This is a genomic window from Luteibacter sp. KNZ12-1A (assembly GCF_056755675.1).
On sequence record NZ_JBPGXU010000086.1, the window covers coordinates 1 to 17,018 of the forward strand.

General features: G+C 65.2%; 11 protein-coding genes. 5 read left to right on the forward strand and 6 right to left on the reverse strand.

The genetic code is table 11. The annotated features are described in order from the left end of the window. Window positions 1-60 precede the first annotated feature (60 nt). The 4 genes from ACR9ZJ_RS15035 to ACR9ZJ_RS15050 all read right to left on the reverse strand — a co-directional run bounded on the left by ACR9ZJ_RS15035 (window position 61) and on the right by ACR9ZJ_RS15050 (window position 10,733). Window positions 61-609, reverse strand: a complete 549-nt coding sequence (locus ACR9ZJ_RS15035; RefSeq protein ID WP_481288194.1) for a fimbrial protein — start codon at window positions 607-609, stop codon at window positions 61-63. Between the two features lie 285 nt (window positions 610-894). Next, window positions 895-2,286, reverse strand: a complete 1,392-nt coding sequence (locus ACR9ZJ_RS15040; protein WP_481288195.1) for a sugar porter family MFS transporter — start codon at window positions 2,284-2,286, stop codon at window positions 895-897. Window positions 2,287-2,367: 81 nt separating this feature from the next. Next, window positions 2,368-4,686, reverse strand: a complete 2,319-nt coding sequence (gene pbpC, locus ACR9ZJ_RS15045; RefSeq protein ID WP_481288196.1) for a penicillin-binding protein 1C — start codon at window positions 4,684-4,686, stop codon at window positions 2,368-2,370. A gap of 47 nt (window positions 4,687-4,733) precedes the next feature. Beyond that, a complete protein-coding gene (locus ACR9ZJ_RS15050; protein WP_481288197.1) occupies window positions 4,734-10,733 on the reverse strand; it encodes an alpha-2-macroglobulin in 6,000 nt (1,999 codons plus the stop codon). Window positions 10,734-11,079: 346 nt separating this feature from the next. On the opposite strand from ACR9ZJ_RS15050, the gene ACR9ZJ_RS15055 reads away from it, so the two are divergent. From ACR9ZJ_RS15055 to ACR9ZJ_RS15075, 5 genes are all read left to right on the forward strand, one after another. Continuing rightward, window positions 11,080-12,111, forward strand: coding sequence for a sensor histidine kinase (locus tag ACR9ZJ_RS15055; protein ID WP_481281927.1), 1,032 nt, complete (start codon window positions 11,080-11,082; stop codon window positions 12,109-12,111). 97 nt (window positions 12,112-12,208) lie between these two features. Continuing rightward, window positions 12,209-12,634 (forward strand): YciI family protein, encoded by a 426-nt coding sequence (locus tag ACR9ZJ_RS15060; RefSeq protein ID WP_481281928.1) that lies wholly within the window; start codon window positions 12,209-12,211, stop codon window positions 12,632-12,634. A gap of 22 nt (window positions 12,635-12,656) precedes the next feature. Continuing rightward, window positions 12,657-13,109: a VOC family protein gene (locus ACR9ZJ_RS15065; RefSeq protein ID WP_481281929.1), complete on the forward strand. Its 453-nt coding sequence runs from the start codon at window positions 12,657-12,659 to the stop codon at window positions 13,107-13,109. Between the two features lie 10 nt (window positions 13,110-13,119). Then, the gene (locus ACR9ZJ_RS15070; RefSeq protein WP_481288198.1) at window positions 13,120-13,890 is read left to right on the forward strand and encodes a YciI family protein; all 771 of its coding nucleotides are present in this window, start codon (window positions 13,120-13,122) and stop codon (window positions 13,888-13,890) included. Window positions 13,891-13,942: 52 nt separating this feature from the next. Further along, window positions 13,943-15,217 (forward strand): RNA polymerase sigma factor, encoded by a 1,275-nt coding sequence (locus ACR9ZJ_RS15075; protein ID WP_481281931.1) that lies wholly within the window; start codon window positions 13,943-13,945, stop codon window positions 15,215-15,217. 46 nt (window positions 15,218-15,263) lie between these two features. On the opposite strand, the gene ACR9ZJ_RS15080 is transcribed toward ACR9ZJ_RS15075, so the two are convergent. Beyond that, window positions 15,264-15,740 carry a T6SS immunity protein Tdi1 domain-containing protein gene (locus ACR9ZJ_RS15080; RefSeq protein ID WP_481281934.1) on the reverse strand — a complete coding sequence of 159 codons (477 nt, stop codon included), beginning with the start codon at window positions 15,738-15,740 and terminating at the stop codon, window positions 15,264-15,266. Between the two features lie 74 nt (window positions 15,741-15,814). Continuing rightward, the coding region (locus tag ACR9ZJ_RS15085) for a serine hydrolase domain-containing protein (RefSeq protein WP_481288199.1) at window positions 15,815-17,018 on the reverse strand (1,204 nt) is incomplete at its 5' end.

Sequence of the window (17,018 nt, forward strand, 5' to 3'; positions counted from 1 at the left end):
CCCCCCCCCCCCCCCCACCGCTCCTTGCAACAAGCGGTTATCTAGTTACCGCCGGGTGACTTACGGCTCGAAGCGAACGCCATACACCACGGAACTGTCCGCCTCACCCGCGACGACTGCGGCCGTGCGCTGGTATGCGGACGCATAGACGAGGATCGCCTGGTTGTCGGTGACCGTTTCCTGCACCGCTCCCTGGTTGTTGCCGTCGATATCGATCGGGTTGTCCAGCTTGTCGAAGAGACGGATCTGAACGCCGGTGGCGCCGCCCGACACGATGAGGGCGCCCGTGTTCGGATCGACCGTGGTACCGGGCTCGAACGCTGCCCATACCTTCGTGCCATTCGTGCAGCTGGTTTCTCCGTCTTTACCGACATAGATACGGAACCCGGTCTTGCCGGCGACGTCGCCCACGTTGGCAAAGTTGCCTGCGCTCACGCCCTGCATCTGCACGGTGAAATCGGGTCCATTACCCGGGTCGCCACCGCTGATCGAGCAGGTCACGTTGGTGATCGAGCCGTCGAACGTGATCGTGCCACCATCGACCGCGAAAGCGGACGGGGCCGCCAGGCCCGCGATAAGCAGGGCGGAAGTCATAACCTTGAGGTTCATCCAATTAACCTTTCTTTTCTTGAGTTCTGAGCAACGACTCCCTCGGAGCCGTCGGCCTGGGGAGACACGGGGTCATCCCCGCGCATCACGCAGCCGAGCTCGACAAACGCGAGCGCTAAGGAAAGTGTGTAGGAACGCGCTGAGGATCCATATGGAAAAATCCTCAAAAATTCGTGTTTGTTTCCGAACTTCGACGAGGCTCACGCCTTGGCGAGACGGGCTCAGTTCTCATGACGAAGGCCCCCGGCTCATGCTATGGCAGTGACAGACCGCGGTCCTCGCGAGCTATTGACCGATCTTGCGCAGTGGCTTCCCGCTCATCAGGTTCCTCTCGATCTGCTCGAGCGTCACGTTCTTCGTTTCAGGTACCAGCCAGAACGTGATGCCGATGAACAACGCGTTGAGCGCCGCATAAAGCCAGAAGGTCTGCGCGTTGCCGATGCCACTCAGGAGGGTGAGAAACGTCGCCCCCACGATCATGTTGGTCACCCAGTTGGTGAAGGTAGAGCAGGCGATGCCGAAGTCGCGGCCTTTCAGCGGTTGTACCTCGGAGCACAGCGTCCAGATGAGCGGACCCGCCGACATCGCGAAGCCCACGATGAAAAGAAGCAGCATCGCCACGGTGAAGTACTGCTCGCCGCGCGAGTTCACGCCGAGGCCGAGCATCGTGCCGACGATGCCCAGTCCGATGGCCATGATCGTGAAACCCGCGTAGAGGATAGGCTTCCGGCCGAGGCGGTCGACGAAGGCGAATGCGATCAGGGTGGCGAGCACGTTCGTGAGGCCCACCACGGCGGTGAACCACATCTGGGCCTGCGTGTCGTAACCCATGTCCTTGAATATGCGCGGCGCGTAGTACATCACCACGTTCATGCCAGTGAATTGCTGCATCGCCTGCAACAACACGCCAAGTCCGACGGAGCGGCGGAAGTTCGGGTTCTCCTTGAACATGCTGAAGCCATGCTGCCGCGTCTTCAACTGCTCGTCGATGTCTTCCATCTCTTTCCTGACGACGGCCTCGTCGCCGCGCAGCTTCACGAGAACGGTTTCCGCGTCCTCACGCCGGCCACGCATCAACAGCCAGCGGGGACTGTCGGGCAGATAGAACAGGCCGAGCAGGAAGAGCACGCCCGGCGCGGCGATGATGCCGAGCATCCAGCGCCAGTTGCCGGTCGAACTGAAGGCGGTATCGGAGAGGAAGGCCAGCAGGATGCCCGTGGTGATCATCAACTGGTAGGTGGAGATCATCGCGCCACGGATCTTTTCCGGCGCGACCTCGGCCAGGTAGAGCGGCGCGGTGAACGTCGCCACGCCGATCGCCAGGCCAAGGACGAAGCGTGCCACGATGAGGATCGTTGCCGATCCCGCCACCGCACAGAACAAGGACCCGGCGATGAACAGCACGCCGGCGAGGATCAGGGATCGCTTCCGCCCCAGCACGGCGGACATCCATCCGGCGCCAAGCGCACCGACGGCCGCACCGGCCATCATGGCGCTGACGATCCATTCGATGGTCCGGTCGGACACCTTGAAGTCGGACTGGATGAACTGGGTGGCACCGGAGATCACGCCGATATCGAGGCCGAACATCAGGCCCGCCAACGCGGCAAGTACGCATGTCGTGACGATGGCCGCCTTGGGATGGGTGGCCTGTGTCCGATGGGCTGCGACGTCCATGGGAACCGTTCCTTCTATGGATGACATGCCCGGCATTTAAGGCCTAGGCATGTATCTGTCCCGTGTGCGGCGCGTCTACGGCTATTCGAGCGCGCCCACGTCCAACCCGCGTGAATCCGTGCGGCCCTGGTCATCCACCACGCGAACGAGGAAGCGGCCCGTGCGTTCCGGTGCCCACATCAGAACCTGGCCACTGGGCACGCTGCCGAGATAGGCGTCGTCGACGAACCAGTAGAGCATGCGCGTACCGGCGTCGGTCGTGGCGGAGAAGGCGACGCGCTCGCTGCCTAGCCGGGACACGCGAATCTGGTACGTGCTGCCTTTCAGGGGCGATGTGATCTTCGGTGGATCGCCCGCCGGCTGGCCGCCGCCCTGACAATCCGGCAAGGCCGGCGGCGTCCTTCGCGGCATGCCAGCCTGGGCGAAGACGCGAGCAAGGTCGGATGGCCAGTACTCGTAGACCTCCGTGCGCGTCGTGCCGGGATCGTAGGGAGGACATGCCGGCTTGCCCGTCGCCGTATCGATCACCACGGGGCGATGCACGTTGCTCACCTTGATCGGTGACTTGCCGGGAATGAACCAGGTGCTGCCAACCTGCGGGCACCACGCGTTCGGCAGGTCACCGCTCGCAAGGCAAACCGGCACACGGCGGAGGTTCGGCGGATTGCGCCGGATCGGCTCGGCCAGTCCCGGGCGTTCGGCACGCAGCGCGTCGGCGATGCGGAAGAACAACGGTGCCGCGGCATCCACGCCGACGAAGGCCGGGTTTCCCGCCCCATCGAAGTTGCCGATCCACACGACAAGCACGTAGGGACCGAAGCTGCCGGCGGTCCACGCGTCGCGAAAACTCCACGAGGTGCCGGTTTTCCAGTAAATCGGAAGACGCGAGGGTTGCGCGGCCACCGCGTCGTCGGGACGCGGATTCTGCCTGAGCATGTCCATGACCATGAAGCTCGCCTCCTCGCTGAGGAGGCGCGTACCGCCGCTCTTCGGTTGCGCGGCGAGCAGGCGCAGCGGCCGCAGTTCACCCCGGTTGGCCAGCATCGCGTAGAGGCTGGAAAGCTCCTGCATCGTCACTTCACCGCCACCCAGCACGAGGGCCAGCCCGTAGTGCTGTTCGGTGGCCATGCGCGAGACACCGGCGTCCCGAAGGAACTGGTAGAGATTGGGATTGGCGAGTTTGGCCGCCACCTGCACCGCCGGGATGTTGCGACTCCTGACCAGCGCCTGGGTCGCCGTCACCGGACCCAGGAAATGGCCGTCGAAGTTCTCCGGCGTATACGGACCGAAGGCGGAAGGCACATCGCGCAGCACGGTCTCCGGATGGAGCACGCCCTGGTCGAAACCCAGTGCATAGATGAAGGGTTTCAGCGTGGAACCGGGGGAGCGTTTCGCCAACGTGCCGTTGACCTGGCCCTGGATCGACGCATCGAAATAGTCGGCGGACCCGACCATCGCCTTGACGCCCATGTCGCGCGTGTCGACCAGGATCGCAGCCGCGTTCCGGATACCGCGATCGCCGCTGCGCTCGACGTATTGGCGCACCTGGCGCTCCAGGCTGTGCTGAAGGCCGAGGTCGAGCGTCGTCGCGACGCGCATGTCGCTGCCGCCGTCCAGCCGGCGTTCGGCAAGCACCTGCTCCACGAAGTGCGGCGCTTCGAACGGCAGCTGCGACAGCGGACGCAGGCGGAGAGGAAGATCGAACAGTGGCCGCACGCTAGCGTCGTCGGGGTGCTTCACGACCCAACGCGAGAACAGACGGTCGCGCGATAGCTTGAGGCCCTTGCCGATCACGGCGCCGCCGTCGACATGGCCCGGAAGCCCCCGCGACGGCTCCTGCGGAATGACGGCCAGGGTGAGTGCCTCGGGCAGGCTCAGCCGCGCGGGCGCCTTGCCGAAGTAGGCGAGGCTGGCCGCGCCGACGCCTTCGACGTTGCGGCCGTATGGCGCGGCGTTGAGGTATGCCTCGAGGATATCGTGCTTGGAATACAGCAACTCCAGTTGTACCGCACGGACCACCTGCACCAGTTTCCCGCCCGGGGTGCGCGTGTCCAGGCGCCACATCAGCCTGGCGAGCTGCATCGTGATCGTGGACCCGCCCTGTGCATTTCCACGCCGCACGTAGGTCATCCACGCGCCGCGCATGAGGCCCCAGGCACTGACCCCGGGATGCCAGCGGAACCAGCGGTCCTCGTGCAGGAGGACGGCGTCGACGAGCGCCGGTGAAACATCCTCCAGCGGCACCCACAACCGGTACCGCTGGTCGCTCGCCAATGTCAGCCGCAGCAGCCGGCCGCCGGTGTCGTACACGGCCGTGGACGAGGGAAACCACGCGCGTAGATCCTCGTGCGGCCACAGGCGCAGCCCGACCGGCACGACCAGGAGCAGCAGCAACGCCACGAGGGCGTTGTGCCACTTGACGCGATGGAAGCGGAAAGCCCCAACCTTTATGGCTTCCGCTCCACCGTCATCGCGCCGCCACCAGGAGCGCGTGCCTGCACGCCGCGGTCATAGAGCGATTCGACCAGGGCCGGGGGTATGACGAACTTGCCTGCGTTGGTCGCCTTGATCCGGTAGACGAACTCCTGCACGTCACGGCTGGCGTAACCGTAGACGACCACGCGATCTTCGCGGACATCGGCGTACTCGGGTTTCCAGGTGGATTCCGGGTTGCCGATCGGCGAGCGCCATGCCGGCGCCTCGTCGCCCTCGCCAACACCCTCGCCCTGGACGGGTTCGTCCCCTTCGGTCCCCTCCTCCGCCGGCGCCGTCTCGTCGGAAGAAGCCGTTGACGCCTCCGACGGTGCCGCCGTGTCGAGCACGGGCTCGAATCCGCCGGGCAGCAGGTCGACGATCGCGACGTTGTCGACGCCTTCGTCCTTCGTCGCGCGGATGCGCAAGTGCACGTCGATCTCGTCGCCGGTACTCACGCTGTCCACCGGCTTGCCCTTGGTGTCCGTATAACCGCGGGTGATCTCCAGGCCATCCTTGCGCGTATCGCTGGCCGGCTTGCGGTCGAAGCCGGTCTGCGCCACGCCGTACCAACCGGTGGAGTCCGCGTCGTTGACCAGCCGGAGACGTTGCGTGCCGGCGGGCCAATGCCCATCGAGGATCGACCCCTTGGGCGCGCCGATCGACGTGACCGTACCGTTCGCCGCCACCGAACCGATCGAAAGCCCGGCAAGATCGCCCGCATCCTTCGCCCACGCGTCCAACGCGAGGATGATCATCGCCGAGGAGAGGGTGTTGTAGTGCCCGCTGCCCAAAGGACGGACCAGGTTCTCGACGGTCTCCGGGGGCAGGGCTTTCGCCAGATCGGGAAAGTGCTTCGACAGCAGGTAGAGCACCGTGGCGTCGCGAATGGGCGCATCGTAATAGTCGCCGTAGATGTACGGCTCGTCCGTGGGCTTGCGCACCAGGATCTTGCGCGGCCCGGCGATCAGGTCGCTGGCCAGGCGATCCTGGTGGAGCAGCTTGTACGAAGCCGCCAGCCACGCGGCGGCGAGGTCGTTCTTCCACTCGTTCGCATGCACTTCCTGCAGGCGGCGCTGCAGGGAAGCGAGGTCGTTCGTGGTGACATTGCCCTGCCGTGTCAGCAGGTAGATGGCGTATGCCCGCTGGCGCATCTCCACCAACGAATCGCCGCTGTCGTTGGCCGCGATCTGGCGGAGAGCCTCGTCGGCCGAGGCCAGCATGTCGCGCGGCACGGTCACGCCACGATCGCTCGCCTCGACGAGGTAATGCACGGCGTAGTCGGTGGCGAAGGTGTGCGTATCCGGCGTCGCCGTCCACAGGCCGAATCCGCCTTGGCCGTTTTGCCTCGCGCGCAAGGTATCGAACAAGGCGGCGACCGGGTCGGACGGGGGCGGCGCATCACCGGACATCCGGGCAGGCTTCACGTCGCCGAACTCGGGGCGCTGCCCGAGGATCAGGGCGGGCATCGCCGCGCTGATCACCTGTTCGGTGCAGTAGTGCGGGAAGTCCACGAGATACGCGGCAAGTCCGCGCGCCAGCACGACCGGCACGGTGGAGAAGGCCACGTCGCGCTTGGCGTACTCATCGTGCATGTCGCGCAAGCCGGTCACATCGCCACGCGAGTGCGCATCGACATGGCCAAAGGCGAGATCCGTGCGCATGGGCGATGCGGGACGCACCGACAGGTCGACGCCCTGCTTCGCGGACTTGCCGTTATAGGACGCCGTGAAGCCCAGGTTGCCCGAGCCCAGCTTGTCCGTCGCGCGCACGCGGAAAATCGCCACGCCCTCGCGCATCTCGCCAAGGTTCAACGTCCTGGTCGCGTCACCCACGATCTGCAACTGCGGGCCCAGCTTGAGGCCGACCGCGATAGGCACTTCCTTCCCGCCCAGGCCGGTCAGGTTGTTCGCCACGCCAACGCTGATTTCCGCCTCGTCGCCCGGGGCGAGCGTGGTGGGCACGTTCGGTGACAGGACGAAGTCGCCGCGGACCGTGGTGGCACCTTCGAACGTGCCGATGCGGTCCGGCGACACGCTGATCGCCATGACCCGCAGCTTGCCGTTGAAGTAGTCGGGCACCTTGTAGGCCAGGTCGCGCGAGCCGTCGATGTCGACGATGCCCGACCAGTACGCCACCGGCTTGTCCCGCTTGCGCCGGAACGGGTTCAATTGGCGGCCGATCGCGCCATCGGCATCGCCACCCGGCGCGGCCATCGCCATCAGTTTCTGGAAGTCGGGAATGATGAGATCGAGGATCTGCGAGGTGGACACTTCGAGCATGCGCTTGCGGAAGAAGTACTGCAGCGGGTCACCAAGCTTGTAACGAGCCACTTGCAGGATGCCTTCGTCCACCGCGAAGACCACGGCGCGTGTCGGATGGGGCGAGGTGACGTGGAAGGTCACGGTATCGCCTGGCTTCACCAGGGCCGGGGCCTCCACGGTGATGCCATTGCGGCGCGCGTCCATGTTCACCGAGAACGGCACCACGCCGAACGACAGCGGACTCATGAATATCTCGTCCGACGAAGGATCACGGACGTATTGCACGTTGATGTAGCCGTTGCCTTCGAAGTCCGCGGGCACGGTGATGTGCTGCACCGTGCTCGTGGTGTCGGCGTGGAACCAGGTGTGTGCGTAGACCTTGTCGCGCTCGATGGTGATGAGGCCGCTACCGGCATAGGGAGCGCGAATGGCGATGTCCACCGCCTCGCCCTGCGCGTAGTCGGTCTTGGACAACGTGAGCTGCAGTTCAGCGTTGCGTTCCAACGACCGGGAGACATTGCCCTCGCCGGCGACCGACCACGCCACGCGATTGACTTCCTTGCCGCTGGCATCCTTCACCACCAGGGCGAAATTGCCCGGCTTGTTCGTCGGCAGCGCCACGTCGATCCCGGCCGTGGGGATGACCAAGGGGGTTTCCGACAACGTCGATTCGCGCGCCTTCGATTCATACTTGAAGACGCCCGAATCCTGCTTCGTGAGCACGGAAACGTAACGCGTCTCCACGATCGCCTGCTTCAGCCCTGGCAGGTCCATGCGCTTCGCAGTCGGGTCGATCGCCACGAGGTTGACGCTTCGCTTCGCATCGCGGCTCACGTAGTCGAGGTTGTCGACGGATTTATACCCGACGAGCCAGTCGTTCGAGGACACCATGCCCTGCGTGGCCGCGGCGACACTGCGCCCGCCTTCCGCTTCATGGGCCTTGGCGAGGAAGTACAGTTGATAGGTGGCGTCGGCGTACTTGGACAGGTCCAGCGCGAATTCGGCGTGGCCCTTGTCGTCGGTCTTCACGTCGGCCAGCTTCTCCTCGAAACCTTCCTTCGCCCGGCGCACGTCGTAGAAGTGGTAGTCCTTGTAGCTCGGGAACGAGGGAAACGCCGGGCGCAGGGTAAGCGAGCCCTCGACACGACGATCCGCGGCGGGTGTGCCGAACAGGTTCCGCACGTCGACCAGCGCCTTCAGCTGCGCGGGTTTGACCCAGCCCTCGGCCACCGCCGTGGAAAGTGCCGCCGAGACCTTCATCCGGTCCGGCTGGAATTCCTTCACCTGGACGGTGGTGCTGCCGATCTGCGAGTACGGCTTGCCGTCCTTGGCGATATACAGGTTCACCGTCCAGTTGCCCGTCGGCGAGGTTTCGGCCGTGGTGTGATCGAGCTCGGCGAACCCCGCGGCATCCATGGCGACCGTTTGCTGGCGCACCGTGGTCCCGCGCGGGTCCACCACCTCGGCGATCAACGGCATGCCCGCGACGCTTCGCGTCCAGCTGTTGGCACGCACGATCATTCCCACATGGAAGAGGTCGCCCGGCCGGTAGATGCCGCGATCGGAGAACAGGTATCCCGACAGCTGGCCCTGGCTGTGTGCGTTCGGCTCACCGCCGATGTCGAAGCGGGAGAAGTCCAGGGTGCGGTCATACGAGGTCACCGGCAGGAACGACAGGTCGTCCCCCTGGCGCACCACGTACATGGCCGGTGCCTTCTCTTGCGTGAAGCCCTTGAGATTGGCGAAGTGCGCGCGGCCATCCGCCCCGGTGTTCTGGGTGAACAGCGTGCTGCCGTTCTTCGCGATGACCGCCACGGAGGCGCCGCTCACCGGTGATCCGCTGCGGATGGATTGCACGAAGATATCCTGGCTACCGTCGAGCGACTTCTTGGCGATGACGCCGAGATCGGTGATGACGACGAGACGCTCGTCCTTCGGCCAATCGTAGGGAGCGGTGTCGCTGTCGTCTTCGCCAGCGGCATCGGCCACCGCGCTATCCGCATCCCCTCCCGCCTCGCGAGCCGCCGCCTCTCGTGCGGCCTTTTCACGACGTTCGCGTGCTTCCTGCTCCGCCTTGGCGTCGTAGCCGGATAGCTTGAGCAGGAAAATGCCGCGTTTGCCGGCGGCCAGGTACTGGCCCAGGTCGAAACCTTCGTAGTGCGCCTTGCCGGGTCCTTCGTCCGGGAAGGAAACCTTCTTCACGAAGCGATCCACGATGTGGTCCGGAGTGAAGCCGTACATCTCCGGTTTCGCATAGCTGCCCGAATTGAGCGACACCAGGTGCTGCAGCTGGTCAGGCAGCACGCGACCGACCTCCACGCGCATGCCCGGGATGTTGCGCGATACCACCGAGACACGGCGATCGCCGCTGAGCGAAAGCAGGGAACCATCCGCCATGAAACGAAGCAGGCGTGGATAGTCCGGAACGGTGAGCATGTCGGCCCGCGCCTTGGGCATCACGTAGCCACCGAACGAGGTCATGCCCTTGTCCACGCGCACGTAGATACGCTGGCCTGGCTGGGCGTGGTAGCGGAAGCTCTGGGTTTCCGACCAGTCGTTCTCGGTGGGCACCACCTCGGGCTTGAGTTGGGTGAAGGATCGCAGGTCGGCATCGCCCACTTGCGAGACCGAATAGTGCTTGTCGTCCCCTTCCGGCACGGCCCATACGTGCAAGCGCTTGGCCAGCTCGTTGTCGCTCACGGGGCCGCCGAAACGCATCACCACCACTTGTTCCGGCTCGAACCGCTCGTTATCCACCAGCGTGGCCGAGACCTCGTCCAGTTTCAGGCTGTACTGGCCGGGCACGCGCACCGACGTCGCCAGTTCCTCCTGCGTTCCGTCCCCACCACGGCTGCTGCGCACGCCATCGTCCAGCTTGACGCCCACGGCACCATCGTCCCGGGGCAGCTGCAGCGGCTGCGAATGCACGAAGGCGTTAAGACGGCGCTCGTCGTAGGTGACACTGAACTTCAAGGCGGACCCGCGCTTCTCCTCGCCATTGCGCAGGTCCAGCGACAGGCGCTTCTCGAACTGCGCCGCATCCACGGGATAATTGAAGCCGAACTGGACGATCGTCTTTTTCTTCGTCGGGTCCTGCGGATCCTGATAGAACTCGCCGTTGACGACCTTCGCGGTGAAGGGCGCGGTGCTGAAGCTGAAATGGTCGTCGGCCAGCAAGACCTGCGGCGCGAACACTTTCGCCTTGTCGAAGCTCACATCGATCCTGCGGCCCACCGGCCAGTCGCCCGCCGGCACGAAACGCAGTACACGGTCGTTTTCCCATGCCCACTGGCCGGGAAGTTTCGGATCCATGGCGATGCCATCGGTCACCGGTTTGCCCAGCGATTCCAGCCGGGCCGCCGAGCCGGAGAAGGTCACGGTAAGGGGATGGATCGTCACCGGGACATGTTCGTAATCGCTGATCGCCGGCGCCGGCGCCTCGAAGCTCACCCGGTCCGGTTCCGCGGGCCTGGGCCTGTTCTGCCACCACTGCCAGCCGAACCATCCGCCGGCGACCAGCAGCAGGGTTCCGGCGATACTGCCGGTGAACTTCAGCGGATGGCTGCGGGCGACCCGGGCGGTCGCCGGCATCCAGCCGGGTGCCGACCAGGCCATGTTGCCGAAAATGGGCCTGAACAACCGGCCCAGCAACCAGAACAGGCCACGCATGAGGCGCGCGGGCAACAGGGCGATGAAACGAAGCAGATCCATGTGTCCCTTCCGATCCCATAAGATGACGGCGCAGTCGCCGCCGTGCCGCGGATACGGCAAGGCCCGTCCCCCGCATCCACGGTGAACCGGCCTTCACTTCGTATCCCCAATGACAATGCTGCACGCGAACCGTGTCGCGGCTGCGACGGAATTCTGGCACAGCGCGGGACACGATCGGGGCTTTTTGCGGGCGCTTTGCAACGATGCGACCGTTTTGCAATGGAACGATTCTGAAAATGCTTACCGATCCGATATGACGTGATCCGCCTCACGCATGCCGCGTAACGGCATGTAACGGGCACGGACATTGCGCTATGGTCGCTACATTCGCCGACAACGTGAACCTATGAACGACGACGCGACGGGTCTGATCGAGGGGGCGATCGCCACGGGCGACCACGAATTTCGTGAGTTGGCCGACTTCGCACCCGTGATGATCTGGCGATCGGGGCCGGACAAGCTCTGCGACTGGTTCAACAAGCCCTGGCTCGAATACACCGGCCGCGACATGGCCGCGGAACTGGGCAACGGCTGGGCCACGGGCGTGCATCCGGACGATCTGGAACGTTGTCTCGAAACCTATGTGGACGCGTTCGACGCGCGCAAGCCATTTTCCATGGAATATCGCCTGCGCCGGCACGACGGCCAGTACCGCTGGCTGCTCGACAATGGCGCGCCTTTCCATCGCGGTGGGGCGTTCGCGGGCTATTGGGGCAGCTGCGTGGACGTGTCCAACCATCGCGACGCCGAACGCGCCCAGCGCATCGTGATCAACGACCTGAACCATCGCATGAAGAACGTCCTCGCGGTGGTCCAGGCCATGGCGATGCAGAGTTTCACCGACGACCGTCCACTGGACATCTCGATGAGCGCCTTTGGCAGCCGCCTGCGCGCGCTGGCACGCGCGCACGACCTGCTCCTGGACCCCTCGCGCAACGACCTTACCCTGCACGGAGTGATCCAATCCGCCGTCGCCCCGCACGACCCGGGAAAGGCCCGGATCACGTTCGAGGGTCCGCCCCTCGTGCTCGACCCGGAAGCCGCCGTGGCGATGGCCATGGCTATCCACGAACTGCTGACCAACGCCACCAAGTACGGCGCGCTGTCCACGCCGTCGGGCACGGTGTCGATCGCCTGGACGTACGTGGAGACGCCGGAACCGGGCAAGGCTCGCCTGGAATGGAAGGAGCGCGGCGGTCCGGCCGTCGCCGCCCCCATGAGACGCGGATTCGGCACGCGCTTCATCGAACGGGTGCTGTCCGGCCAGTCGCGCGGCCAGGCCGCCATCCGCTTCGAGCAGGACGGTGTTCGCGCCATCTTCGAAGCCGCCGCGGGACCGCCCTGGTCCCCTCAGCCCAGGAAGAATGCCCCGGGTTGAATAAATGTCGGTCGCCCTTGTCGATAAGGCCGGGTGACAATCGACGTCTCCATGAACACCGGGAGTCCTTCCCGGTGACCAAGCAAGGAGAACGGCGATGCGTTTCATGGTGATCGTAAGGGCGACCGAGGCTTCCGAAGCCGGCCAGATGCCGAGCGAGGAAATACTCACGGCCATGGGCAACTACAACGAGGAACTGGTCCGGGCGGGCGTCATGCTCGCCGGGGAGGGCCTCCACCCCAGCAGCAAGGGCGCCCGTGTGCGTTTTTCCGGCGATCGCCGCGAGGTCGTCGACGGTCCCTTCGCGGAAACCCGCGAACTCATCGCCGGCTTCTGGCTTATCCAGGTGCGGTCGCTCGACGAGGCCATCGAGTGGGTGAAGCGCGCGCCCAACCCATTCGAAGGCGAATCCGAGATCGAGATCCGCCGCATCTTCGAGGCGGAGGATTTCGGCGCCGAGTTCACGCCGGAAGCGCGCGCGCAGGAAGAACGCCTGCGCGCCGAACTCGCCTCGCATCATTGACCCACGACAGACGGAGTTCGTCATGAAGATCCAGCCTTACCTCTTTTTCAACGGCACCTGCGAAGCGGCTTTCCGATTCTACGAGAAGGCGCTTGGCGGCAAGATCGGCGAATTGCATCGTTTCAAGGACATGCCGCCACAGGAAGGATCCGGCGACGACGGCTGCGGCGGCAAGTCGCCGGAGGCGCTCGCGGCCATGGGCGAGAAGGTCATGCACGTGAACCTTACCGTCGGCGACCAGACGATCATGGGATCGGACAACCCCGACGATTCCGGGAACGGCATCCAGGGCGTCGCCATCACGCTGGGCTTCACCGATGTGGAACAAGGCCGCAAGGTATTCGAAGCACTCTCGGAGAAGGGCGACGTGCAGATGCCGTATGGCGAGACCTTCTGGGCCAACGGTTTCGCCATGTTCAAGGATCAGTTCGGAGTGCCCTGGATGATCAACGCCGGCGACAAGCCCAGCCCGTGAGGAACCAACCATGCAATTCCTGATAATCCGCAAGGCGGACAGCGATAGTGAAGCCGGCGCGCGTCCCACGCGCGAACTCATCGAGGCGATGGGCGACTATGTGGACACGCTCGCGGCCGAAGGCCGTTTTCTCGCCGGCGAAGGCTTGAAACCCAGCCGCGAAGGGGTGCGGATCACCTTCGGGCCGGACAGGAAGGCCGTGATACAGGATGGCCCCTTCGCCGAAACGAAGGAACTGGTCGCCGGCATCAGCATCATCGAGGCCGGGTCGATGGACGAAGCCGTCGACTGGGTGAAAGGCTGGCCTGTGGAAGATGCGCACGGCGATGCCGTGGTGGATATCCGGCCGATCGGTTGCCCCGGGGGCCTGGGCGGCTTCGGCGATCCCAGCGAAGCCGATTCCCCCAAATCCCGTTACGTCGTGATGTTGAAGGCTAACGAGCGCAGCGAAACGGACTGGAATCCCGGCCCCGAGATCCTGGGCCGCATGGTGGAGGCCAACCGCGCAGGGCACGAGGCCGGATTCCTCATCGCGGGACATGGACTGTCGTCCAGCCGTCACGCCAAGCGGGTCGGCTTCAGCAAGGGCAAGCCGACGGTGTTCGACGGTCCCTTCGCGGAGATCAAGGAGATGGTCGCCGGCTTCTGGGTGCTCCGTGTCGACAGCCTCGATGAAGTCATCGCCTGGACGGAAACCTATCCGTTCCCCGACGGCGACGATGCCCGGCTGGAAATCCGCGAGCTCTACCGCATGGAAGAACTGATGCCCGTGGCGTCCTGATTGCCGCAACGCGGCTTGCCACGCATGACGGCGGATGCTGTCATGCGTGGCCATGACGAAACACGATACCCATCGCGCCATCGATGCGATCTGGAAGATCGAGTCGCCTCGCCTGATCGCCACGGTCGCGCGCATGGTGCGCGACCTCGACCTGGCCGAGGAACTGGCCCAGGACGCGCTCGTTTCCGCCCTGGAGCAGTGGCCGCGCGACGGCGTGCCGCGAAATCCCGGTGCATGGCTGACCCAGGCGGCGAAGCACCGTGCCGTGGATCGCATCCGGCGCGAGCGCATGGCCGGCCGCAAGCTCGAAGCCCTCGGCAAGGACATGGAAGGCCTGCTCGAGTCGGACGACGACCGCCTGATCGACGCACTCGACGACGACATCGGCGACGACATGCTGCGGTTGATCTTCACCGCCTGCCACCCGGCGTTGTCGATCGAGGCGCGCGTGGCGTTGACGCTTCGCTTGCTTGGCGGCCTGACCACCGACGAGATCGCACGCGCCTTCCTCGTCCCCGAGGCCACGGTCGCCCAGCGCATCGTGCGGGCCAAGCGCAGCCTGGCGGATGAAGCGGTGGCCTACGAGGTGCCTCGCGGCGATGCCCTGAAGGAACGGCTCGCTTCGGTGCTGCGCGTTATCTACCTGATCTTCAACGAGGGATACGCCGCCACCACCGGTGGCGACTGGATGCGTCCCGCGCTCTGCGATGAAGCGCAGCGGCTGGGCCGCATCCTCGCCGAACTGATGCCCGGGGAAGCGGAAGTCCATGGACTGGTCGCGCTCATGGAAATCCAGGCATCCCGCGCCGGCGCACGCACCGCGCCCGATGGACAACCCATCCTCTTGCTCGACCAGGACCGCCGTCGCTGGGACCGCCTGTTGATCGGCCGCGGCCTCGCCGCACTGGAACGCGCCGAACGCCTGGGTGGCGCGCACGGGGCCTACGCACTGCAAGCCGCCATCGCGGCCTGCCATGCACGCGCCACGCGTGCCGGCGATACCGATTGGCCGCGCATCGCGGCGTTGTACGCCGAGCTCGTCGAGGTGGTGCCTTCGCCTGTCGTTGAACTCAACCGTGCGGTGGCCGTGTCGATGTCCGAAGGACCGGACGCGGCCTTGCCCATCGTCGAGGCGCTCATCGGGGAACCCGCGCTACGCGACTATCACCTGCTGCCCAGCGTGCATGGCGACCTCCTGTTTCGCCTCGGCCGCATGGACGACGCCCGCGAAGCGTTCCTCCGCGCGGCACGCATGACGCGGAACGAACGCGAACGCGCCTTGCTCGAATCGCGGGCCCGGGCCTGCACGTCCGCGACGCCCGGTTGAGCCTGCCGACAACGGTGCGAGGACGACTACTTCGCCTGATCCGCGCTCAGTGCGTGATGTCGATCTTGACGTTGGTGCCGTCGGGCACGTCCTGCAACTGTTGCAGTACCGAACCCGTCAGTTCGAAGTGCTCCTTGGCCGGCACGGGATTCAGGTTCTCGACCGTGTACTCGCCCTCGGCGAAGACCGGCAAGGTGATATAGGTGTAGCACTCGCCATCCGCGCGGATTTTTCCCGCTTCGATCAGCGCTTCGACCAACGACGGCAGCAGCCAGTCCTCGGCGATTTCCTCGCGAAGCAGGTTGTTGAATCCCGGCACGCTCTCGGCGACGCGCTCGATTTCCGCGGTACCTGTGTTGAGCCAGAAGATGCCGCCTTCGTCCGCTTCGTAGAACATGTCGCCCAGCGCCGTGAACAGCAATGGCGTGAAGGCGTCGCCGATGCGCCAGCGCCAGGATTCGGCGAGCGCGTCGATGGCCTCCTTGTCCGGCGTGCAGATGAGGTCGTTCCAGGAGAGGGCCATGGGGGCGCCTTTTTCGATCGGGGAACCCATTTTAGGCCTTCTCCGCACGCGATGCGTCAGGCCAGCCGATAGCGCTACGCGTCCGGCGCGTCGTCCACGGCCCGGTTCACCGCGCGCACGAAGGCGGCTCGCGCCTTGGCCTGTGCCTCGTCCGTCGCCACGGGCCACGCGGCCAACTGCACGATGACGAGGTGCCGCTTCGGGTCCACGTGCAGCAACTGGCCGAAGATACCGATGCCTTCGAAGGTGCCGTCGTCGTACGTCCACCACTGATAGCCGTAGCCACGACCCTTCACGCCGATGTCGGCGTGCGAGCGTGTCGCGTCGTCGAGCCAGCCATCCGCGAGCACCGCCCTGCCGTCGGCCATGCCTCCGTCGAGCAGGAATTGGCCCAGCCGGGCGTAATCGCCCAGGGTGGCGGACACACCGGAACCGCCGGCCTCCGTACCGTCCACATCGTCCTTCAGCCAGAGCGCATCGGCGGCCATGCCATAGGGCTTCCAGATTTTCTCGGAGAGGTACGCCGCCAACGTCTTGCCGGTCGCCCGTGTGACGAGGATGCCGATCAGATCGGTCTCCCCTGTCTTGTAAGCCCAGCGTTCGCCGGACGCGAACTCCCTCGGCAACCGTGACATGTACGAGACCAGCAAGGGCACACCCGGCTGGCGAGCGCCTTCGTACATCATCGCCACATCCGAATGCGGATCGCTGTAATCCTCGTTCCAGCGCACGCCCGAGGTCATGGAAAGCAGCTGCCGGATCGTCACGTCGCGATAGGCGCCAGTGGCCAGTTCGGGGATGTACCGTGTCACCTTGTCGTCGAGGCTGTGTATCGCACCGTCGCGCAAGGCGGCGCCAACCAGGGTGGAGGTGAACGACTTGGCCACGGAGAACGATGTCCAGCGAGTGGCGGGACCGGCGCCGAGGCCGTAGCGTTCAAGGCGTACCCGTCCATCCTCGACGACCATGACACCCGCCAGATGGTGGGCGGCCATGTAACTTTCGAGTGTCGAACCATCTTCGAAGCGCGGCGACAGCGGCGCGCCCGCGGGTAACGGATGCGCCTTGCCGTGCCGCACCACGTTGTTCGCGTAGTGCGTTTCCATGGCACGGAACGCCGCTTCGCGCTGCGGCTGGTCCCAGAACAGCACGTCGGTACGGCGCGCATGTGGCGCCGCGCATCCCGCGAGGAACAACAGCGCAAGCAACAACCCCAGGCCCGGTGGGAGCCGAAACCCGAGGCCTGGTGGGAGCCGACCCTGTCTCTTATACACATCT